The 21,836-nt window shown below is 67.7% G+C and carries 16 protein-coding genes; 4 read left to right on the top strand and 12 right to left on the bottom strand.

Annotated elements, in window-relative coordinates:
* Positions 1-48 precede the first annotated feature (48 nt).
* Positions 49-249: a DUF5988 family protein gene (locus NY1_RS25210; RefSeq protein WP_067718190.1), complete on the top strand. Its 201-nt coding sequence runs from the start codon at positions 49-51 to the stop codon at positions 247-249.
* A gap of 15 nt (positions 250-264) precedes the next feature.
* On the opposite strand, the gene NY1_RS25215 is transcribed toward NY1_RS25210, so the two are convergent.
* The 3 genes from NY1_RS25215 to NY1_RS25225 all read right to left on the bottom strand — a co-directional run bounded on the left by NY1_RS25215 (position 265) and on the right by NY1_RS25225 (position 7,862).
* On the bottom strand, positions 265-1,035 hold the full coding sequence (locus tag NY1_RS25215) for an alpha/beta fold hydrolase (RefSeq protein WP_084535332.1): 771 nt from the start codon (positions 1,033-1,035) through the stop codon (positions 265-267).
* Positions 1,036-1,162: 127 nt separating this feature from the next.
* Positions 1,163-4,495 (bottom strand): arabinosyltransferase domain-containing protein, encoded by a 3,333-nt coding sequence (locus tag NY1_RS25220; protein ID WP_067718195.1) that lies wholly within the window; start codon positions 4,493-4,495, stop codon positions 1,163-1,165.
* Positions 4,496-4,607: 112 nt separating this feature from the next.
* Positions 4,608-7,862, bottom strand: coding sequence for an arabinosyltransferase domain-containing protein (locus tag NY1_RS25225; RefSeq protein ID WP_067718392.1), 3,255 nt, complete (start codon positions 7,860-7,862; stop codon positions 4,608-4,610).
* A gap of 298 nt (positions 7,863-8,160) precedes the next feature.
* On the opposite strand from NY1_RS25225, the gene NY1_RS25230 reads away from it, so the two are divergent.
* The gene (locus NY1_RS25230; RefSeq protein WP_084535316.1) at positions 8,161-10,050 is read left to right on the top strand and encodes a serine/threonine-protein kinase; all 1,890 of its coding nucleotides are present in this window, start codon (positions 8,161-8,163) and stop codon (positions 10,048-10,050) included.
* A gap of 62 nt (positions 10,051-10,112) precedes the next feature.
* Here NY1_RS25230 and NY1_RS25235 read toward each other — a convergent pair whose 3' ends face one another.
* The 4 genes from NY1_RS25235 to dprE1 form a co-directional block, all read right to left on the bottom strand.
* Entirely contained in the window at positions 10,113-11,978 is a 1,866-nt protein-coding gene (locus NY1_RS25235) for a glycosyltransferase family protein (RefSeq protein WP_067718199.1), read from the bottom strand.
* 167 nt (positions 11,979-12,145) lie between these two features.
* Positions 12,146-14,191: an arabinofuranosyltransferase gene (locus tag NY1_RS25240; protein WP_067718395.1), complete on the bottom strand. Its 2,046-nt coding sequence runs from the start codon at positions 14,189-14,191 to the stop codon at positions 12,146-12,148.
* A gap of 201 nt (positions 14,192-14,392) precedes the next feature.
* Complete coding sequence (dprE2, locus tag NY1_RS25245; protein WP_067718202.1) at positions 14,393-15,154, bottom strand: decaprenylphospho-beta-D-erythro-pentofuranosid-2-ulose 2-reductase; 762 nt, start codon at positions 15,152-15,154, stop codon at positions 14,393-14,395.
* Positions 15,151-16,623 (bottom strand): decaprenylphosphoryl-beta-D-ribose oxidase, encoded by a 1,473-nt coding sequence (gene dprE1, locus NY1_RS25250; RefSeq protein WP_084535317.1) that lies wholly within the window; start codon positions 16,621-16,623, stop codon positions 15,151-15,153. Before dprE1 ends, dprE2 begins: the two co-directional genes overlap by 4 nt.
* A 72-nt stretch (positions 16,624-16,695) precedes the next feature.
* Here dprE1 and NY1_RS25255 point away from each other — a divergent pair, with 72 nt between their 5' ends.
* On the top strand, positions 16,696-17,151 hold the full coding sequence (locus NY1_RS25255) for a GtrA family protein (protein ID WP_084535318.1): 456 nt from the start codon (positions 16,696-16,698) through the stop codon (positions 17,149-17,151).
* Between the two features lie 58 nt (positions 17,152-17,209).
* On the opposite strand, the gene NY1_RS25260 is transcribed toward NY1_RS25255, so the two are convergent.
* From NY1_RS25260 to NY1_RS25275, 4 genes are all read right to left on the bottom strand, one after another.
* Positions 17,210-17,827 carry a pyridoxamine 5'-phosphate oxidase family protein gene (locus NY1_RS25260; protein WP_067718205.1) on the bottom strand — a complete coding sequence of 206 codons (618 nt, stop codon included), beginning with the start codon at positions 17,825-17,827 and terminating at the stop codon, positions 17,210-17,212.
* Positions 17,828-18,188: 361 nt separating this feature from the next.
* Positions 18,189-18,881: a DUF8020 domain-containing protein gene (locus NY1_RS25265; RefSeq protein ID WP_067718207.1), complete on the bottom strand. Its 693-nt coding sequence runs from the start codon at positions 18,879-18,881 to the stop codon at positions 18,189-18,191.
* A gap of 10 nt (positions 18,882-18,891) precedes the next feature.
* Positions 18,892-19,704 carry an SGNH/GDSL hydrolase family protein gene (locus NY1_RS25270; RefSeq protein ID WP_067718210.1) on the bottom strand — a complete coding sequence of 271 codons (813 nt, stop codon included), beginning with the start codon at positions 19,702-19,704 and terminating at the stop codon, positions 18,892-18,894.
* A 33-nt stretch (positions 19,705-19,737) separates the two neighbouring features.
* Complete coding sequence (locus tag NY1_RS25275) at positions 19,738-20,418, bottom strand: hypothetical protein (RefSeq protein ID WP_067718213.1); 681 nt, start codon at positions 20,416-20,418, stop codon at positions 19,738-19,740.
* A gap of 166 nt (positions 20,419-20,584) precedes the next feature.
* Here NY1_RS25275 and NY1_RS25280 point away from each other — a divergent pair, with 166 nt between their 5' ends.
* On the top strand, positions 20,585-21,046 hold the full coding sequence (locus NY1_RS25280) for a MarR family winged helix-turn-helix transcriptional regulator (protein ID WP_067718403.1): 462 nt from the start codon (positions 20,585-20,587) through the stop codon (positions 21,044-21,046).
* 119 nt (positions 21,047-21,165) lie between these two features.
* Here the strand turns inward: NY1_RS25280 and NY1_RS25285 are convergent, their stop codons facing one another.
* Positions 21,166-21,822, bottom strand: coding sequence for a Crp/Fnr family transcriptional regulator (locus tag NY1_RS25285; RefSeq protein WP_067718215.1), 657 nt, complete (start codon positions 21,820-21,822; stop codon positions 21,166-21,168).
* Positions 21,823-21,836: the final 14 nt, after the last annotated feature.

Below are 21,836 nucleotides of genomic sequence, written 5' to 3' on the forward strand. Positions count from 1 at the left end.
TACACCGAATCGATCGGTCGTCCGGACCGAATGTGAGAGCCTTCAGCTATGAGTAGCTCACCGAAGGCATTGCTCGAAGGCGGGCCGGACGGCCTGAAACAACGGATCGTGCCGATTACCCCGCCGGGCATAGAGTTGCGGGTCGCTTTCGGGGGTGGGTACGAGCGCTTCAAGGTGACGCCACGCTGGCAGGACACCCCCGAGGGCAGTCTTCCGGTATACGAATGGATCGCCCACATCGACGGCTGAGGCGATGCGAACCGGTCAGGAGTGCGCGGCGCGGCGAATGGGCTGGCGCGTCGGCACCGGATCCTTGGTGAGGAAGCCGGCCACCAGGGAGTAGACCTCGGCCGGTTTCTCCATCACCAGCAGATGTGACGTGCCGGGGATGATGGCCAGTTCGGAGTCCGGAATCGCGCGATACAGCGCGAGCGTGTGCTCCGCCGCGATGGCATCGTCGTCCCCGGCCATGACCAGGGTGCGCGCCCGCAGACCGGACAGGTCCGCGGTGGTCAGCGCCGGTTCCACCCGCTCCATTTCGACGATCTTGCGGACCACGACGGGGAAGTGGTCCTCGCCCTGCGGGGAGACCTCGCCGTACCGCCCGCCCAGATGCTCCATCGCCGCTGCGCTGGTGAAGCTCTCCAGCACCCCCGGCAGCAAGCCGTCGTGATGGAAGTTCCCGCTGATCAGCACCAGCTTCCGGACCAGATCGGGCCGCCGCAGCGCGACCAGCAGCGCGACATTCGCGCCGGAGCTGTACCCGACCAGATGCGCGGGCTCGCCCACCACCTTCTCCAGGAACGCGATCAGATCGTCCGCCATCACCTCGTAGGACAGCGGCCCCTCGACATCGGGCGTGCGCCCATGCCCCCGGCGATCGGTCTTGTACACCTGGAACCGCCCCACCAGCGATTCCATGGCGGGAGCGAACATTCGCGAATCGACGAAGGACCCGTGCAACAGCACCACCGGCTCACCGTCACCGTGCACGTCGTACCAGGTCGCCACATCGCCGAGTTGAACATTCACCATGGTGTCCATCCTTCCGGGTGCCGGGGGCTCGTCCGCACAAGGGGTACCCGTTCGCAGTGAGGTCATCGGAAAAGCAAGTGGCCGTCCACGTTTCGTGGACGGCCACTCGTTCAGGGGCTGAGCGGGATCAGGAGGCGCGGATCTTGCCCGGGGACCAGAGGCCGGAGCGGGTGGCCGTGCCGGTCTCGATCTCGGGTGAGCGATCGGCGTCCGGGTAGTGCTGGGTGTACTGCTCGAGGGAGCCCCAGTCGCGGTCCCAGTTCTCGTTCAGGTAGGTGGGGATGGTTTTGGAGGAGGCCAGCATTTCGCTGAAGCCCAGCAGGCCGCCGAATTCCTCGGCCTGCCAGGTGTTGGTGGAGCTGATGGCCAGGGGCCGGTCCGGCAGGATGCGGAAGTTCGGGACCTCGGCGACGCCGTAGCGGTGATCGAAGGGGCGCTGGCACGGGAACTGCAGGCCGACCGCCCAGTCCAGCAGGATGGGCTGCTCGGAACCGAGGTAGTCGTTGAGGGTCTGCAGCTTGGGGACGCGCGGCGGGGTGAAGGCCAGCCACTGGTCGCCGATCAGGATGGGATCGACGGCGTGGATGCGGACCGCGTCGGCCTCGGCGGGCAAGGCGGAGAAGGGGACTCGCAGATTGCGCCAGGACGGGGCCGGGCCGATGTCCTGGGGACGGTATTCGCCCAGTTCCGTGACGGTGCCGTCGGAGTTCTTGTGCCCGTACTGCACCACCAGCGTCTGGCCGTAGGTCATATTGCCGGTGGAGTCGAAGGACAGCACCCGGCCCGCCGCCGAGATGACGATGAGCGGGGAGTCGTCCGACCGCGCGGGCAGCCCGTACCAGCTGGAGGTCAGGGTGGCGGGCTGCTGCACGCCGTCCTGCCAGGAACCCATGATCGGGGTGGTGGCGGGGTCGAGGCCGAAGGGCAGTGCGACGGTGGAACCGTTCACGCCTTCCGCGCCCTTGCCGCCGCCGGTGCCGGCGTTCTGGCCCTCCTCGAAGGCGGGGCCCACGGTCTGGGTGGAGGTATTGCCGGTGCCGGGTTTGACCTCGACGGCGTCGGCGTCCAGCTTCTCGGGAACGCCGTTGGGGGAGAAGCCGACCGGGTTCTCACCGGCCAGCGGATCGCCGCCCTGCGGCGGATGCGCCGGATCGGCGATGGGCGTGAGATTGCCCTTGTTCACATCGGTTTCGACGAGCACGTCATTGGCCAGCCCACAGCTCTGACCGGTGATGGCGTCGAAGTTGGAGCGGCCCAGCGAATACGCGGGGTACTGCGAGACCGCGCCCTTGAGCATGGACAGCACCTCGAACATGACCATGAGCGCCGCCACCACGGTCAATGGGATGGCCGCGAACTTGCGGATCCGCTTGCCGCGCTGGGTCTTCCCGTTGGCGAGCGGCTTGGCGTAGCCCTCGCGCAGGCCCTGCCAGGCGACCACGGCCAGCGCCAGGCCGAACAGCAGCAGCACGATGGTGTTGGACTGCACGCCGTGCAGCGACACCCGCTTGTCGAACCACGGCACGCCGTAGCTGGACACGTACCAGTACCCGTTGATGCCGGAGAAGGCCAGCGCCAGGGTGAACAGCAGCCCGGCCAGGAACACCGACCGGTTCTTCCGGGAGCGCAATGCGGTGGCGGACACGGCGACCGCCGTCACCGCCGCCAGCGAACCCGCGATGCCCGCGTACGCGCCGAAGTGGTGGGTCCACTTGGTCGGGTTGAACATCATGAAGAAGATGGTTCCGAAGACCACGCCCATGAGCCGCCAGGTCGGACCGGAGGCGATGCCCGGCACCTGCCGCCGGCGCAGCAGCACCAGCATGGTGGTGATCAGGCACAGGATCATGACCAGGAAGGCGAAGCGCCGCGACAGCGAGCCGTCGACGGTCTCCACGAACAGGTAGTAGTACCGCAGATAATCCTTGTACCAGGCCAGATTCGGCCCGGTGGCCTGCCGTACCCGGTTCGCCTCCATGATCCCGGAGAAGGTCTGGTCGCCGAAAACGACCACCAGGACCAGGGTTCCGGCCGCGGCGATGGGCGCCAGCAGCGCCACGTCACCGAACTGCTTGCGCCGCCGGACCGCGATCGCGACCAGCGGCCGGATGCCGGCGAGCAGCGCCGCCACACACATCAGACCGGTCGGCGCGGCCGCCAGCGTGAACGCCGCGATCAGGACCGCCACCGCCGCGGGCAGCAATCGTGAAGTGGCAATGGCCCGTTCGATGGAAACCCAGGTCAGCAGCGCGCCCAGCGCCACGATCGGCTCCGAGCGCAGGCCGTTGTCGTAGGGCAGCCAGAAGGCCAGGAACACCAGCCCGCCGGTCCACAGCGCCACCTTGGACTTGGACACCGCGTTGCCCAGCCGCGGCACCACCTCGCGGCTGATCACCAGCCAGCACAGAATGCCGCAGAGCAGCGCGGGAATTCGCACCCACGGGCTCGCGGTGGAGATCTCCGAGAACGCCTGGATGACGTAGTAGTACCAGCCGAACGGCGCTTCCGGCACGCCGAACCAGCGGAAGTAATTGGCCATGTAGCCCGCGTGCGGGGCGACCCGGACCATGGTCAGGATGTAGCCGTCGTCGGAGGTGTTGGCGCCGATGAAATGCCACAGCAGCAGCGTGCCGATGATGCCGCCGTCCGCCCAGGTCGGCTTCAGCCAGTGCGCCGGCAGAATGCGCCGGTGCCCGCGCCCGTCACTGGTGTCCAGCACGCCGAGCGCGCCCATGGCCAGCAGCGTCAGCAGCACGGCGGCGATGATCGCCACCAGTTTGATCAGCGTCGGCGTGGAGGAGAAGCGCGAGTCCACGTCCATGTGGAACGAAAGACCCTCCGGCACCGCGCCTTTCATATCGGTGAAGACGCCCACCACCTGCGGCCGCAGATCGCCGCCCAGCTGGCCTTCGACCGGCACCGTCACCAGCTCGCGGCCGCCGTCGGCCGTCGGCTTCTCGATGGTGCGGGTCAGGCCCTCGAAGCGCGCGTAGGTCTTGTCGCTGTCCGAGGTGATGACGATCGACGAGCATTCGCTCATCCGCTCGCGCGGCGCGGACACCACCACCGCATTGCGATCCAGCACGTCCACCGACTCGCCCGACACCCGGACGAACATGGCCTCCAGATCCGCGCCCTTGCCCTGCGGCGGCGCGGTTGCCAGCAGGATGCCGCCGCGCGGATCCAGCTGCTGCACAGCGCTGCACGGGATGGTGGCGTCGAGACTCAGCGGCACCTGCGACATCAGCGGCGCATCGATGCTCTGCAACGACCCGTGCTGCGGCCAGTTGATCGCCGCGGTGGTCTGCTGCACCGGAAGGAACGGGGTGGCGAGCGCGAACAACGCGCCCAGCAGACCCGCGACTATGGCGATCGTCTTGGCGATCCGGAAGTCGCGCGGGGACGCGGGGGGAGTAGCCGGTTGCGGCGGCTTCGTCAGCACTGCGGAGGCGTCGGACACGGTTGCTGATCGTATAGCCCCCAGCCCTCAGTGGCGCTGTTCACTACGGCGACGCGGCACGCATACCGAGATGCGTGCCGCGCCGCCGGGGAAACCAAAGGTCGGACTGCGGTTACCTGGCTCGGATCGGCGCGTCCTTGGCCAGGCCCGATCGGGTCTCCACCGTCACCTCCAGCTGTGCCGCCGGGGCCTGGACCCACGGCGTGAACTGTTCCAGCGATCCCCAGTCCCGGCCCCAGTCGTCGTTCAGATAGGACGGAATGGTCTTGGACCGCAACAGCAGCCCGGTCCACCCCAGCGGTCCGCCGCCGATATCGTCCTGCCAGGCGTTGGAGGCGTCGGCCCCGACCCGGTCGGGCAGGATCCGCCAGTCCGGCACTTCGGCGACCCCGTCCTTGTGGTCGAACGGCCGCTGGCACGGGAACGCCAGCCCCACATGCCAGTCCTCCAGCACCGGGGCCTGATCGCCGACAAGGGAATTCAGCGTCTTCAGCTGCGGCAGGCGCGGCGGCGTGACGGCCAGCCATTGGCGCGGGGTGATGTCGGCGTCATTGGCCACCAGGCGAACCGAGTTGGCCCCCACCGGAATCTGGTCCAAGGGCACCCGCAGGTTCCGCCAGGACGGATTCGGGCCGATATCGATGGGCCGGATCCGCCCGACGTCCTTCATGTTCCCGTCGGCGTCCCGCGTCCCGTATTCGACGAACAGATCCTGTCCATAGGTCTGGACGCCGTCCTTGTTGAACGATTTGATCCGCCCGGCCGCCGTCACCACCAGCACCTTGTAGGCGGGGTCGTTGCGCACGCTGTCGCTCAGATCCATCCGGTACCACTGGGTGGTGAGCGTGGCGACCTTCTGTTCTTCGTCGGTGTAGCTGCCCAGCACCGGCGTGGTGGCGGGGTTCAGCCCGAACGGCAGTGCCACGCTCGACCCGTTGATGCCGGTCTGCTCGGTGGTCCCACCGCCGGTGCCCGCCCCGGTGGTGTTGGTGGTCTTGTTCTTGGAGTCCTCGTTCACCGAATTGGCGCTGCCGGTGGTGGTTTCCTCGGCGTCGGCGGTGAGGTCGGCGGCGACGCCGTCGGGGGTGAAGCCGGTGTTCTCGGCGGACAGCCCGTCCGCGTCGGACCCGGTCCACGGATGCAGCAGCGACTGTTCGGTATTGGTCTCCACCAGCACGTCGTCGGCGAGACCGCACGAATCCCCGCCCAGCGACTTGATATTCGACTTGGCGATGGAATACGCCGGGTACTGCGTCACGGCCGCCTTGGCCAGCGACAGCACCTCGAACAGCACCAGCACCGCCGCCGCGATGGTGAGCGGCATGGTGGCGAATTTGTCGAACTTGCGTGGCGCGGTGGCCTTCGCATACGGCTCGCGATAGTGCTGCCACAGCGCGAACAGCAGGCTCAGCACCGCCAGCCCGAGGAACAGCGTGGAGAAGCCCTTGCCCGCCACCAGCGGGGCCTTGTCGTAGAACGGCACGCCGTAGCTGGAGACGTACCACCAGCCGTTGGACCCGGTGAAGGTGATAGCCAGCAGGAAGAACACGGCCGCCGTGAACAATGTCCGATTTCGTGGCGAGCGAATCCCGTTGACGCCCACCGCGACCGCCGCCAGCGCCGCCACCGAACCGGCGAGTCCCGCGTACACGCCGAAGTGGTGCGTCCACTTGGTGGGCGTGAACATCATGAGGAACAGCGACATGAACACGATGCCGAGAATGCGCGCCGACGGCCCGCGCGAGGTGCCCGGAATGCGGCCGTTCTTGCGCAGCATGACCATGACGCATACGCCCAGGCACAGCAGCATGGCGAGAATGCCGAAGCGGCGGGCCAGGGAGCCGTCGGGGGAGAGCGAGAGCAGCGCGTCCCAGCGGGTGCGTTCGTCGAACCAGGCGACGTTCGGCCCGACCAGGGTGCGGACGCGGGTGGCCTCCATGACCGAGGCCAGGGTCTGGTCGGCGAAGACGACCACGATGACCAGGGTGCCGGCGGCGATGCCCGGGGCGAGCAGCGCGCCGTAGCGCAGCACGGCCGAACCCGGTCCGGTCTTGGCGCGCTTCAGGATCACCTGGAGCACCGGACGCGAGCCGGCGACCAGGGCCGCGATACAGATCAATCCGGTCGGCCCGGCGGCCAGTGAGAAGGCCGCGATCAGCACGCCCGTCGCCGCCGGGAGCAGGCGGCCGGTCGCGATCGCGCGTTCCATGCAGCACCAGGTCAGCAGTGCGCCCGCCGCGATCAGCGGTTCCGGCCGCAGGCCGTTGTCGTAGGGCAGCCAGGCCGCCAGGAACACCAGCGCCGCCGTCCAGATCGCCACATTGTCGCGGCGCACCCGGGCGCCCAGGCGCGGCAGCACTTCCCGGCTGATCACCAGCCAGCAGGTGATGCCGGCCAGCAGCGCGGGCAGCCGCATCCACGGGCTGGCATCGCTGATCCGGGTCATCCAGGCGAGCACCTCGTACGGCCAGCCGAACGGGGCCTCCGCGACGCCGAACCAGCGGTAGTAGTTGGCCATGTACCCCGAATCCTTCGAGGCCCGGGCCATATTCAGGATGTAGCCGTCATCGGAGGTGTTGGCGCCGATGAAATGCCAGACCACCAGCGTGCCCAGCACCGTCACATCGGCCAGGCTGATCCGCCACCAGTGCGCGGGCAGGAAGCGCCGGGCGCGTCGCCGGTCGGTGGTGTCCATCAGGTGCAGCGCGAGCAGCGCGTTCAGCGTGAACGCCACCGCGCCGATGATGGCCAGCCGCTTCAACCACGAAGGCGTGGTGCTGAATCGGGCATCGATGTCGATCCGCGCGTGCGCCTCGCGGATCTGCTGCCGATCCAGATCGGTGAACACCCCGACCACCTGCGGCCGGCTGTCGCCCGCCACCTCCCCGATGACGGCATCGGGCTCACCCGCGACCCCGGCCGCCTCGACCCGGGTGCGCGCCGAATCCGAGGTGATCGAAAGCCACGCGCCGTCCTGCATCTTCGCCGTCGGCACCGACAGCAGCGGAATATTGCGCACCAGCACCGAGACGACCCGCCCCTGCTTGGGATCGTCCTCGAGCTTGACCACCAGCCCCTTGTCGATGGCCTTGCCGGAAGCGGCGGGCACCGTCGAGAACACCGTCGTGCTCTTCGCCGGATCCGTCCCCGCCCACATCGAACCGGGCAGCCGAACCTCCAGGTCCAGCGGCACATAAGACACCAGCGGCGCCTCCACACTGGCCGAATCCCCCTGCGGCCAGGTCAAGACCGGCCGATCCTGCTCGACCGGCAGAATCGGCGTGATCACCGCCAGCAGGAATCCGAGAAGCCCGGATACCAGGGCGATGAAGCGGAGTCGGTGAAACGCTCGGGTGTCTTCGCGCACGAGCACCGACACTAATCCGCCTCTCCGCGACTCTTGCGCACGGCCGGGTGGCGTGGCCGGTTTCGCACGCGTGCCTGCGTTTTCGCGCGACGCCGATTTCGGGCGTACCCGGTGAGTTACCCGCATCTCACGAGATCAGTTGTCCAGCTGGGTCCGAATCCCTGCCGGGGGTTCGGGGGCTGCCCCCGAGCTTTCCTTCCCGTTCTGCAGACGGGCGGTGGCCGTCCCGGCGGATGTCCGTCAGGATGGTTGGTATCCGTACTGGGCGAGGGGCCGGGCCGGAAGACGAAGAGGAACCATGACCGAGCTGCGTCCCGGCGAAGTTATTGCCGGGTATGTGATTCAGCGGCGGATTGGTGCCGGGGGTTCGGGCGTCGTGTATGCGGCGCGGCATCCACGCCTGCCGAGGCTAACCGCGTTGAAGATCTTGAAACGCGATGAATACACAGGTCAAGAGGCTGTGTGGCGTCGCTTCGAGCGCGAGGCGGAGATCGCCGCGCACTTCGACCATCCGAATATCGTGCAGATCTTCGACCGGGGGGTCGCCGAGGATCAGCTGTGGATATCCATGCAGTACATCGACGGGGTGGATGCCGCTGACCTGCACGGGATTTCGGCAGACCGGGCGCTGCGGATCGGAGGTGAGATAGCGGGCGCGCTGGACTACGCGCACGGCAAAGGCGTCCTGCATCGCGATGTGAAACCGTCCAACATCCTTGTGGCGGAACCGGACAGCGGTCGGCCGGAGCGGGCCTTGCTCACCGACTTCGGCATCGCCCGCCTGCGCGACGAGACCACCAAGCTCACCCAGACCGGAAATATCTCCGCCACTTTCGCTTTCGCGTCCCCGGAGCAGGTGTCGGGTAAGCCGGTCGGACCGCGCTCGGACCAATACTCCTTGGCCTGCACGCTTTTCGTGCTGCTGACCGACCACCGGCCGTTCAAGGCGGACAACCCGCTGAGCTGGGTGCACGCGCACACGCAGGAAGATCCGTTGCGTGTCAGCGAAGTTCGCCCCGAGCTACCCAGTTCCCTGGACCCCATCCTGGCCCGCGCCATGGCGAAGGACCCGGAGGACCGCTATCCCACCTGCGTGGAATTCACCGACGCCGCCCTGGCCGCCTACTACTCCGATCCGGCGGTCGCGGTCACCGCACCCGCCCGCTTCATTCCACCCACACCCTCGCGCCCCGGCTCGGCCTGGTCCATCGGCGGCAGCCGGAAACCGCGCTGGCAGCGCCTGTTCCGCAGTCGCGCGCTCATCCCCGTCGTCGCGGCGGCGGTCATCGCGGCCGGTGTCGGCATCGCGCTCGCCCAGCGCGACACCACGAGCACCCCCGCCGGCGGGGCCGTCCCCGAAAAGTTCCTCGGCACCTGGCTGGCCACCGAAGGCCAGACCAACTACCGCCTGACGGTCCAGCAGGGCAAACCCCAGGACTCCATCATGTCCAGCATCGTGGACGGCGTACTCCCCAACGGTTCCCCGTTCCACTGCGAGTTCGCCGCGCCCCTGGATCAGGTCCCGTCGGAAGGCGACCGCGTCCTCATCGGCCAATCGCAGATCGTCACCCGCGAACCGGCGAACGCCTGCCGCGCCAACGCCCCCACCACCCTCAACTTCCTGTCCGACGGCCGCCTCAGCCGCAAAACCGATGTGAGCGGGCTGATCACGTACACCCACGCCGAGGACGTCGCCAAGTCCTGGGGCGACCACGACGCCATCGCCCAGGCCTTCCCCAGCCTGGTCGGCCAGCTCTCCGCGGCGGGCCGCTCGGTCGGCTGGCAGGGCGCGACCTGTCAGAAACGCGATCCCGCCACCACGGAGGCCCCCGCGACCCAGGGCTCCCGCCGCGTCGTCTGCAATGCCGACGACAACAGCGGCCAAATGCGTTACGACCTCTACGATTTCGGCACTCGGCCGGGAAGATCCGTCGCGGACCTGTTTTTCAACGGCAACGCCGCCACTCAGACACGCACCCATCCCGACGTGGCGGGCGAACTGACCCTCACCACCACCCCGGCGGTCAACCCGGCCACCGACCAGGACAACGAAGCCCGCCGCATCTACACCGCCGTCACCTTCCCGGACGGCGATCCACGTTCCCGCTTCGTGGTACTGCTCCGCTGGCCCGGCCACACCATCGACAGCGTCCTCACCGACTGGCTGGCCCGTGCCCCGCTGAAATAGCGAGTGGCACATGACCGTGGGCCGCGACGGCGTGTCGCCACGGTCATGTGCCACTCGACCGTCTAGATCTGCCCGCGCACGTCCCACACCCATACGCCGTCAACGTATTTGGCGGGGAAGCCGAGCAGTTGGTCGACGGTGAGCCGCAGCGTGTCGCGGTTGTCGGTGGGCGGCAGCACCACCACGTCGGCCCGCCAGTACCGCAGATCGGCCCACGCCTGATCCTTGGCGGCCTGGTCGATCACCGGCACCCGATTGGCCTGTTGCGCCTTGATGAGCAGGCTGGCGGTCGGCCGGTCGTCCGGACCGTAGCGCCCCTTCTTGTCCACCCCCGTCGGCCCGACGAAATACCCTCCGGCCAGCGGGAACTGGAAGTCGGCGTCGGCCTGCCAGCGCAGCGCCCGCGCGTCCGGCGGGGTGGGCGGCGGCGCGATGACCACCGATCCGCCCGAAACGTATTGCCGCACCGTGCCGTCGGCGAAGAAGTCCGGGGTGGGCGCGCGCTGCACCACCGGCAGAATCGTCGGCGTGATGGTGAGCAGCGTGAACGCCAGCGCGGCGAACCACGCCAGCGGCCGCCAGTCCGTGGCGGAGGCCCGCCAGTACTCCAGCGCCCGCTGCGTCGCCACCGCCAGGATCAGCGCGATGGCCGGGATGGCCGCCATGGTGAACCGCGACTCCAGCACCGAATTCAGCAGCGGCACCTCTTCCAGCCACTTCCACGGCAGCGCGAACTTCGTATCGTGCCGGCCGATCATGAGCGTGGAGCCCAGCGACAGCACCGTGAAGAACACGATCACCACGGCGGCGGCCCGCACCACGCGTACACGCCACATCAGCACGGTGGTGACCAGCAGCACCAGCAGCAGCGGCCAGCCGAAGTAGGAGTTCTCCTCGGTGGCGTTGATGCTCACGTTCTGGCCGTGCGAGACCAGCCCGCCGAGGGATTCGGACGGGAACTGGAACAGCGCCTTGAGATCGTTGCCCATCGGGCCGTGGTCGATGGAACGGTAGGACTGCGGCCCGAAGAACTGCCACCACAGCGGAATCTCGGTGAACGCGATGGTGATCAGCGCCGCCAGCAGCACGGTCGGGGTGATGGTGCGCAGCGCGCGCAGCCCGGCGCGCGGGGCGTGCAGGTAGTAGACGATCGCGAACAGGCCGAAGGCGAGCGCGAAGATGAGCAGCGGTTCCTCGCCCAGCGCGATCTGCAGGGCGACCAGCAGGCCCAGGATGAAGGCATCGCGATTGCGCCGCGCCTTACGCCGTTCGGGGGTCGTGCCCGCGCGCTTGGCCATCCGGATGACCTGGAGCGCGATCAGCGGCAACAGCATCAGCACCACGAAGTTGGGGTGCGCGTTGGCGTGCGAGATCATGGCCGGCGCGAACCCGCAGAACAGGCCGCCGATGGCCGCCGCGAACCTCGACTGCACGACCTCGCGGGAGAACAGCCAGTACCAGGCGAAGGCGGTGCCGAACAGGCCGAGGGTGAGCACCAGCACGAAGGTGACGGTCGGGCCGAACAGCAGGGTGACGGGGGTGAGCGGCACGCCGACCCCGAACATGGCGGTATTGGCCATCATGTTCACGCCGTCGGGATAGTTCTGCAGGACGGTGCCGAGCGGGTTCTCCAGGTGCGCGATGCGGTGCGCGGTGACGGCGAAGAACCATTCCCACATGGTCTGGTCCTGGCCGCTCTTGATGAGATAGCCGCGGTCGGTGTGCAGCCACTGGCCGGACAGCACCAGCACGGCCAGCGACAGATAGCCGGTGGCGATGATCAGGTCGGTTCTGGCGCTCCGGACGCGCCGAAGCACCCGCTGCGGCGTGTTGAGCCGTGGGGGTGAGGTTTCCGTTGTTATGGTTCGATCGAGAACCTTTACCGCCGAGTCGGTTTCGACGCGGTCGGCCTCCCACCCCTGTGTCACAAATAACTCCTTGCCGTTACAACCAGCGGCCCACGCTACCGGGTTCCACTGAGATTGCGCTGGTAAGTGTCTGAGTTATCCACAGAAACTTGCACTTATCCCCAGAAATCGACCGAAATCTGGGGATAAGTGATCCTTGTCTCGTTATCTCGTCGAGACTTTCGTGTTCACTTGCGGACCACCAGGGTGAACGGACCGATCTCCGTCGCGGTGAAGCGCGGGTCCTCGAACAGCGACTCGGGGAAAGCGACGGTGTACCGCTTCACATTCGGATCGTTCGGGTACACGTCCTCGGCCAGCCGCAGCGTGTACTCGTCACCGGAGCGCCGGAACAGGAACGCGTCCGGGGCCCGCCACGGCGAATGCTCCAGCGCCGCCACCAGTTCCGCGGGCGTCTTCAGCTGCGACCAGCGCTTGATCTCCGCCGCCCGGCCCGGGAAGTCCGCGAGGGGGTTGGCGTAATGCGAAGTGAGCGACTGGAATCCGTAGTACGGGTAGACGGCCAAGAAGCTGGTGTCGGCCGTGAGCACCACGGTCTCGTCCCGCGGCCGCCCGGTCTGCTCCCGCAGTTTCGCGTCGATGGCCGCGTAGTGCGAGACCGCCGACGGCGGCCGCTTGTCCGCGCGCTGACCATTGCCATCGGTGTCGGTGTACGCGGTATTGATCTCGTTGGTGAGCACGTGCGGAATCTCCTGCGCGAACGCCACCGCGCCCACCACGGCCACCGCCGCCGCAGCCACCCGGAATCGAGCCGGCTCGTTCAGCACCTGGTAGATCGCCCGCGCGCCCTCCACGAACCCGAACACCCCGGCCGCCGCCAGCAGCGCGTACAGCGGTGCCTCCAGGCGGAACCCGAGCAGCGTGGTCCCCGCGGCGGTGGCCAGCATCGACAGCAGGCACCACAGATAAACGGCCAGCACCCCGATGCCCAGCGCCTGTGCCCGCCGCGAACTCCCCGCCCGCACCACCAGCCAGATCAACCCGACCAGGCAGAACACCCCGACCAGCGAGAACTCGAACATGGGCAGCGGCAGCCGCGAACCCGACTCCGGCAGATAGTGGAACGCCGACCCGCCCGCGAAAGACGCCTTGCCGCTGAGGAAATCGAGCAGGAACGGCGTCCACACCGTCAACGAGATCAGCCCGGCCACCAGGCCCATCACGACGAGCCGCGCCAGCATCGGCCGCAGCACCGCCCACACCCCGGGAACCCGGACACCCGGTGTCAGCGCGTCGCCGGTCTGCCCGCCCGCGGTGCTGCGCGCCGCCGCATCCCGATGCCGTTGCGTGCGCAGCGCTCCCACGCGTTCGCGCAGCATGAGCCCGGCCGCGATGATCGCCATCAGGCAGACCGTGAACACGGCCAGGCCGAAGTAGAGCGTGTAAAAGGTCGCGGCCACGCCCAGGAACAGGCCCGCGCCGATGACCGCACCCCAGCCGCCCGCGGTGGCCCGTTCGCCGCCTCGTGCGGATTCGGGCGCGTCGACGCCGGGCGCGGCGAGCACGGTCGGCAAGGCCAGTTCAGCGGGCCGGTAGAGTGCGCCCCAGGCCAGCAGCAGCGCCGGTCCGAGCAGCAGCACCAGTACGGCGCTGTAGGCCTCGGGCGCACCGTAGGCCAGCGTCACGGCGGTGGTGGCGGCGGCCACGGCGACCGCCCAGTCGGCGCGAATCAGGTTGGACCACAGTACGAGTGCCACCACGGCCGCGACCGCGAGCACCAGGATCGCGTAGGGCTTGAAGGCTTCCCAGCCGGCCATACCGGTCAGGCTCGCGAAGCGCCCGCCGAACCAGAACCAGCCGGCCGGATAGAACGGCGGCAGGTCGACGTAGTTCATGTCGTGCAGTTCGGCGGAGTCCGTCAGCCGCGTCAGGTACTGCGTCCGGAACTCCTGGTCCACGGACATACCGAACAGATAGAGCTTGGTGGCTGCCAGCGGCATCCCCAGCGTGACGGTCACGAAGGCCGAAATCCCGCCCCAGGACAGCAGTTTCGCCAGCCACGGCCACGTTCGCAGCCGGATCAGCACGATCGCCCCCACCAGCATGGCGAGCGCGGCCACCTGCCCCACCGTGGTGAGCGCGCGAGTCACATTGGAGGAGTTGAACGCCGGCCAATCGACCCGCCCGAACGCCACCAGCCCGATCCCGGCCACCACCGCCGCGACGACGGCCGCGAGCACGGCCTCACCAAGCGCCCCGCCGGCCTGCCGCATCAGCACCGCCGCCCGGCCGCCCGATTCCCGCTCGCTCATTCGCTCTCCGCCTCCGGATTCGCTTCGATGGACCGTCTGCCGCTGCGAAGCCTAACCGGGCGCACCCCGGATACCGGGTCTGCCCGCAGCGGCGCGGGCGGCCCGGATATGCGAAGAGCGGTGGCCGGTCGGCCACCGCTCTGCATTGCTGTCGTATTCCGCCTAGACGGGCAGCCGCCGGAAGATCGGGCGCGGCACGTGCCGCAGGATCGCCATCACGAAGCGGATGGGACCGGGGACCCAGACGATCTCCTTGCCCTTCTGCGACGCCGCCACGGCCATCGCCGCCACGTCTTCCTTGTCGACGGTGAGCCCGTTCTCCTTGGCGTGCGCGGACAGCTTGGTCCGCACCATGCCGGGGCGAATCACGGTGACGCGCGGGCCGAACGGCGCCAGCGCCTCGCCGAGACCGAGGTAGAAGCCGTCCAGGCCGGCCTTGGTGGAGCCGTAGACGAAGTTGAAGCGGCGCACCCGCTCACCGGCGACCGAGGACATGGCCAGGATCCGGCCGTACCCCTGCGCCTTCATCTTCTCGCCGAGCAGCACGCCCACGGAAACCGCGGCGGTGTAGTTGATCTCGGCCATCATGACGGCCTTGCGCTGGTCCTGCCAGAAGATCTCGCCGTCGCCGTCGATGCCGAACGCGACCACCGCGATATCCACATCGCCGCTGGCCCACGCCTGCTCGATGACCTTCGGATGGCTCTCGGTGTCGAGCGCGTCGAAGTCGACGACCTGCACCTCGGACGCGCCCGCCGCCTTCATGGTGGCGACGGCGTCCTCGCGCAGCGGATCACCCGGCAGCGCGGCCAGGATGACGCGCGCGGGGCCCTTCTTCAGGTACTCGGCGCAGATCGCGAGACCGATCTCCGAGGTGCCGCCCAGCAGCAGAATGGATTGCGGGTTCCCTACCGCATTGATCACTGGAGCTCCAGCCTTCTCGCCATGTCGGACATGAAAACGCCTGTGGGATCGACACTTCGGCGGATCTTGATCCACTCGTCGATCCGGGGGTACATCTTGTGGAAGGTCTCCGCGGTCGTCCGGGAATCCTTCGCGGTGTACAGCCGGCCGCCGAATTCCAGCACCCGCTTGTCGAGATTGGAGACCAGCTCGTTGAGACCCGGCTTGATCGGGAAGTCCACGCAGATGTTCCAGCCCGGCATCGGGAAGCTCAACGGAGCCGGGTTACCCGGGCCGAACAGCTTGAAAACATTCAGTGCCGAGTAGTGGCCCGACGCCTGGATATCGATGATGATTCGCTTGAATTCATCGACCGCCTCGGTGGGAACCACGAACTGGTACTGGAGGAAACCGTTGGAGCCGTAGCCCCGGTTCCACTCCGAGATCATGTCGAGCGGGTGATAGAACTGCGTCAGGTTCTGCACCTTGCCGGTGTAGTTGCCACCCATCGCGTAGTACGCCTCACCGACGGCCGACAGGGTCAGCTTGTTCATGGTGAAGTTCGGGAAGATATCCGGCACCGTCATGAGGTGCGGCGCATCGAATTTCAGCGGTCGCTTGCGCAGCTTCTTGGGCAACTCGTCCACCTTGGCCAGTCGGCCGCGAGTAATGGTGGCGCGCCCCAGCTTCGGCAGCGGGCTGATGACATCGAACCAGGCGCTGGAGTACGTGTAGTTGGCTTCACTACCGTCGCTGTGCGCAGCGATGGTCTCGTCCAGCGTGCTGGTCTTGACACCGTCGTTGATGAAGTACGCGGTCTCAGTCGGCGCCATTTCGATGGTGGCGCGCAGGATGATGCCGGTCAGGCCATTACCGCCGACCGTCGCCCAGAAGAGCTTGGCGTTCTTCTTCGGTCCGATCGTCTGCACCTTGCCGTCGGCGGTCAGCAGATCGATGGATCGGACGTGATTGCCGAACGAGCCCTCGGAGTGGTGGTTCTTGCCGTGGATATCGGAGGCGATGGCGCCGCCGATGGTGACCTGGCGGGTGCCCGGTAGCACCGGCACCCACAGCCCGAACGGCAGCGCCGCCTTCATGAGCTGGTCCAGGCTGACGCCACCGTCCACGTCGACCAGGCGGGAATCGCGGTCGATGCGGTGGATGCGGTTGAGCGCGGGCATGTCGATGACCAGGCCGCCCGAGTTCTGCGCGTGGTCACCGTAGGAGCGGCCGAGGCCGCGCGCGATGACGCCGCGACGCAGGTGCGCGGGCTTGGAGTCGTTGTCCTCCGCGACCATGGCGACCGCCTTGGCGATCAGCTCGGGGTCGCTGGTGGAGAGGACTTCGGACGTGGTGGGTGCGGTGCGACCCCATCCGGTCAGCGTGCGAGTCCGCGTCGGCAGTTCGAAGGAGCCGGTCGACGCTGAGTCCGCACCATCGCTCGCCGGGCTAGCGGCGGCTTCCGTGGTGGTCTGAGCTTTCGTGGACATCGGGATAGAGGCTACAGGCATAACCGTTCCGCGGCTTGTGTGCTTGGTCCAGGGCGCTACCCTCTGGAGTTTGTGACCGCGGAACCGCATCTGCCCCTCCCGCCCGAGCTGCCCCTCGTCGACGAGCCGGGTGGTACGGATGTCGATCTGAAGACCCAGATCATTCGGTTCGGCGTCACCGGCGGGCTATCCGCCATTGTGGACTTCGGGCTGTACACGCTGCTCTTCAAGGTTTTCGGCGTGCCGTTGCCGGTGGCGAAGGCCATCAGCTTCATCGCGGGGACGACGACGGCCTATCTGATCAATCGGCGCTGGACGTTCAAGGCCGAGCCGAGCCGGAAGCGGTTCATCGCCGTCGTCATTCTCTATGCGGTGACCTTCGCCATCCAGGTCGGCATCAACCAGGTCTGTTACTACGCGTTGCCCGATGAATGGTGGCGGATCTGGCTGGCCTTCTGCGTCGCGCAGGGCACCGCCACCGTGATCAACTTCATCGTCCAGCGGGCTGTGATTTTCAAGATCCACTGACTCCGTCGATGCGAGAACATGCCCCCGCCCCTGGGCGGGGGCATGAGTTCGTTGTGGGTCAGGAGTCGACGAGGGTGCGGGACTCTTCCTTCGCGTGGAAGTAGTCCCCGCCTTTGGCCCTTACATTGTCGGTGCCCCACTGGCGGCTCTCGCGCTGGGCGGGCACCAGGTGCGGGATGTGCTTGCGGCAGTGGATGTACGCCTCTTCCACATCCACCACCACCCAGCGTTCGGGGATGCGCCCGCGTTCGTCGGGCGGCAGGTCGGGCACGCAGCGGCGCATGAGCGTGTCGTCGACGATGCGGGCGGTGCCGTTGATGTGCAGGCCGATGAGATCGCGCACGAAGTCGATCATGAGGATGCCGATGTGCGGGTTCTCGAGCAGATTGCCCAGCGAGGCGAGCACGCCGTTGCCCCGGTATTCCGGATAGGCGACGGTGCGCTCGTCGATGACGTGCAGGAAACCCGGCTTGCCGGCGCGGAAGCTGGAATCGCATTCACCGTGTTTGTCGGCGGTGGCTATGAAAGCCATATCCATCCGGCGAATGAATTCGATCATGTGCTCGTTCAGGCGTTCCCGGACTTGATCTTGATAGAAGCGTTCCGCCCGTTCTTCGGTGCCGTAACGCTGCTGAAGTTCGCGTTCGCCGTCGCTGCCGTTTCTGAGACCGGGCATCGTGCACCCCTTGGGTAGCTGAACACCAGATGGAAGAGGCTCGGCCACGAATCTCGGCCATCCGAAATGCTATACGGTTTAACTATTTTCGTGTGGCGAATGCGTGAACCGTCGCATCGTCCCTGGTGAGGGGGCGGTCGACTGGCGAAGGTCCAAGCTTCCCGAGCGAGGATCCTCCCGGATGAAATCTTTCACAAGGGACCTTCGTCGCTTAGCTATGGGGATGCTGCCGACCAGTTCGGGCACGGGGTCGGTGAGTTCCCTAGGGGGCGGGGCGTTTTCGCAATCCTGGAAAGTCCTTTTTGCATACTTTGTCCGGATGTTGCCGGGTGTCATCCCCCTAGCGAACGTCGATCATCACTCACATGGGCGCGGAAATGGTGGCGAAGTATTGGACCGCGGCCAGCACCGCGACCGGCGCCGCCACCAGTAATTGACCCGCCACCGTGCCCAATGCGCCGACGGCCACGATGCCGCCCAGGCAGCCCGCCACCGCGGCGGGCAGGAATGGGCCGAACAGGCCGACGATGGTGCCGGCCGCCACCGTCGCGCCCGCGATGCCGCCGAGCACGCAGCCGACCGCCGCGCCGCCCAGCCCGCCGACCAGGGCGCCCATCGAAACACCCAGTCCGACGGTGCCGATCAGGCGATTCCAGGCGGCGGTCTCGCGCTGATACGGCGTCTGGAATCCCGCCGAATCCTCGAACGGCAGCGCGACAGGGGAGTAGACGGCGTGTTCGCGATCCAGCAGCGGGGTGAGGGTGGCGGTACGGCCGGTGATCTCGGCCGCGATCGGGAAGGTGAAATCGTCCACCCGGAAGGACATTTCGGCGCGCGCCAGTTCCCGGTGGCCGGCGGTCTCCAGGGTGAGCACGTCGTCGTGTAGCTCGATCGCGCCCGCATCGAGGGTGATGATGGCCGTATCGCCGATGGTGGTGGCGGTGAAGCCGATGCCGGGGCCGGCGGCTGTGCTCGGTTCGGGCGGGGCCGCCGTGGCGGTGGCGCAGACGCCCGCCGCGATCAGTGCGCCGAGGGCGATCGCTTTGATTCGCATCGGTTTTCCCTCAGTCCAGCAGCGCGAGTTCGGCCACGACGACCCGCGCCACGGCGATCTGCCCGGCGGGGGTGAGATGTACGCCGTCCGATTCGAACAGCCGGTGCTCGGGTGCCGGATGGGTGACGGTCAAGGTATCGATCACGACTTCGGGCCGGGCGTCGAGCGCGGCCGCGGTCTCCTCGTGATCTTTTGCCCGCCAGCTGATTCCGTTCGCCCGGAACGGCGGGAACTCCGCGATCAGCGCCTCGTCCATATCGGTCGGGGTCAGCCAGGCCCAGCGGGCGTCGCCGCCCTGGGCGCGCAGCAGCCCGAAATTGCGTGCGGTCTCGTCCGCGCTGACCACGCGCGGGCCGTCGGGGCCGAGGCGCTGCGCGTCGTTCCCGCCCAGCTGGCACAGCACCCAGTCGGGTCGATGGAAGCCGAGCGCGCCCGCGGACTTGAGAACCTGCGTGGTGGTGGCTCCGGAAACGGCGAGATTGGTCAGCGTGATGCGGTCGCCGGGGCGGCGCAGTTCCAGCAGATGGCGCAGGACCTCGAACCAGGACAGGCGATCCGCGGTGCTGCTCTCGCCGAGCGCCACCACGCGGGCGCCGGGGGCGAACGGCAGCCGATCCACCAGCTCGGCGAACTCCGGTTCGGTGAGCAGGTCGGCGGCCGCGGCGCGCACCTGGGCATCCAGCTCCGCGCGCAGCGCCCGGTACTCGTCGGCCTCCAAGCCGAACAGTGCGGCCAGGTGCGCTTCGTCGATTCCGTTCAAGTACGGCAGGGACAGTTCGGGCTTCTGGAAGCGGACGATCTTGGCGGTCAGATCGAGGTTCATGACTACTCCTGAATGGTGCTGTGGGGGAGGGAATTACGCGCGGGAAAGCCGGAATCCGGCGACGATCAGCCACGCCATGCCGGTGAAGCGGGCGATGGGCAGCAGGACAGCGGCACCGGTGAAGGTCAGGGCGATGGTGGTCAGCATGGCAACGAACGCGATCCCCAACCCGATACGGATCAGCCACGGGCCGAGCATGTTCCGGGCCTGAGCGCCGATGGCGATCCCGGCGATGAGCAGGCCGGTGGTCATCACATTGGCCGGGCCGCCGAGCAGGAAGGCGAGGGTGTGGACAGCGCGCACCGTGCTCAGGTCCGCGGTCACCTCGGGCACCGTGAGCACCCAGCTGACCGCGCCCGAGGCGAGCAGGAACACCGTCGCGAGTACGCCGCCGATGGTGGCGAGCGCCGTGCCGAAGTCGTCGCCATAGCGCCGCAGCCGGGTGACGGCCGCCGCCACGTAGAGGGCCAGTGGAATCGCGGCCGCATATTGCAGCACCGCGCCGGTCCGAACGGCAGCGGGGTGATCCCGGAAATAGACGAGCGCGTCTCCCGCCGTGCCGAACGGCGACGGAAACGGGCTCCCACCGGCGCGAACAGTGCTGATCACGAGTCCCGCGACGAACAGCCCGGCCGCCGCCGCACCGGGTGCGCCGAGCGGTGGTTCGAGGGAGCGGGCGGGGCGTTCGAGCGGGGATGCGGCTGTGATGGCCATGGCTATCCATTCTCAGAAGTGAATCGTTCTGTTGAGTGAACGATTTCCTGATGTGTACGATAATCCCGTGACCGAAGCTGAGCAAGAGGGGGTCCGGAACCCGCATCCGGAGCGGCCGGCCTGGCTGCCGCCGGTGGAACCGGGTGCGCCGCAACCGGATCGGCCTATGCGCGCGGCGGCCTTCCAGCTCGCGCAGCTCGGGGGACTCGCGGCGCAGCGGTTCGCCGAACGCGTCGCGGAAATCGGGCTCACGCCACCGGAAGTCGGGATTCTGCGGATGATCGCCACCGAGCCGGGGCGTAGTCAGCGCTCGCTCGCGGCTGAACTAGGAGTGGTTCCGAGCCGGGTGGTCGCTCTCATCGATCCGCTGGATAAGCAGGGGCTGATCGAACGTCGTCGGAGCGCCACCGATCGGCGTAATCATGAGCTGCATCTGACGCCGGAAGGTGGCAAGAAGCTCGGCAGCCTGGCCGCTGTGGCGTTGGCTCATGAAGCCGCACTCTTCGAAAGTCTCACCGATACCGAATACGATCAGTTCGCGGCGCTGCTCACCAAACTTGCTGCGGCGCAGCAGCTCACGCCGGGTGTGCACCCCGGATATCGCACCCTGGGGGATGAATCGAAATAGTGGGGTCGTTTCGCCTGCCGTCCCCGACTGTGGTCCCCCAGTTGGGAGCCGTTACCTCGCCTTCCGGCGTCGTTCCGGCCGTTGTCGACTTTTCGAGCCGAGGCAACCGGGGAGGGGGGTCAGCGGGCTCGGCGGTTCAGGCGGGGTTGGTCGAGGACGTAGATGGTGCCTCGGCCTAGGCGGACTATGCCCAGTTCTTCCAGGTCGCGGAGGACTTTGTTGGCGGTGGCGCGGGTGGTGCCGGCCATGGAGGCTAGGTCTTCCTGAGTGAGGCGGACTTCGGGTGGGGCGCCGTTCTCGTCTCCGTAGACGCGGGCCAGGTGGGCCAGGCGGCGGAGGACGCGGGTTTCCACGGGGAGGTAGAGGGCTTCCAGGACGGCGGCGGAGAGGCGGCGGACCTGGGCCGCCAAGGACGTCGTGAGGAAGCGTTCCACTTGGGGGTGTTCGGCGCGGAGGCGTTCGAGCTGGGTGCGGTTGAGGGTGAGGGTCTGGGCGTCGGTGACGGCGACGATGGTGGCGGTGCGGCGGGCGTCGGGGCTCAAAAGCGCTTGTTCGCCGAACATTTCGCCGGGGCCGAGGATGGTGAGGGTGGCGGTGTGGCCCAGGGGCGTGGTCACCCGGACCACCAGGCGGCCGGAGGTGATGAGGTGGACGCAGTCGCCGGGGTCGCCTTCGTGGCAGACGATGTCGCGGCGGCGGAACTTGCGCGGCGTGCAGGCGGCGATGAACTGGCGGCGTTCCTGGGGTGAAAGGCCTTCCAGCAGTTCGAATTCCATTACGGGTGTCCTCC

Source organism: Nocardia yamanashiensis NBRC 100130 (assembly GCF_001613325.1).
GTDB lineage: Bacteria > Actinomycetota > Actinomycetes > Mycobacteriales > Mycobacteriaceae > Nocardia > Nocardia yamanashiensis.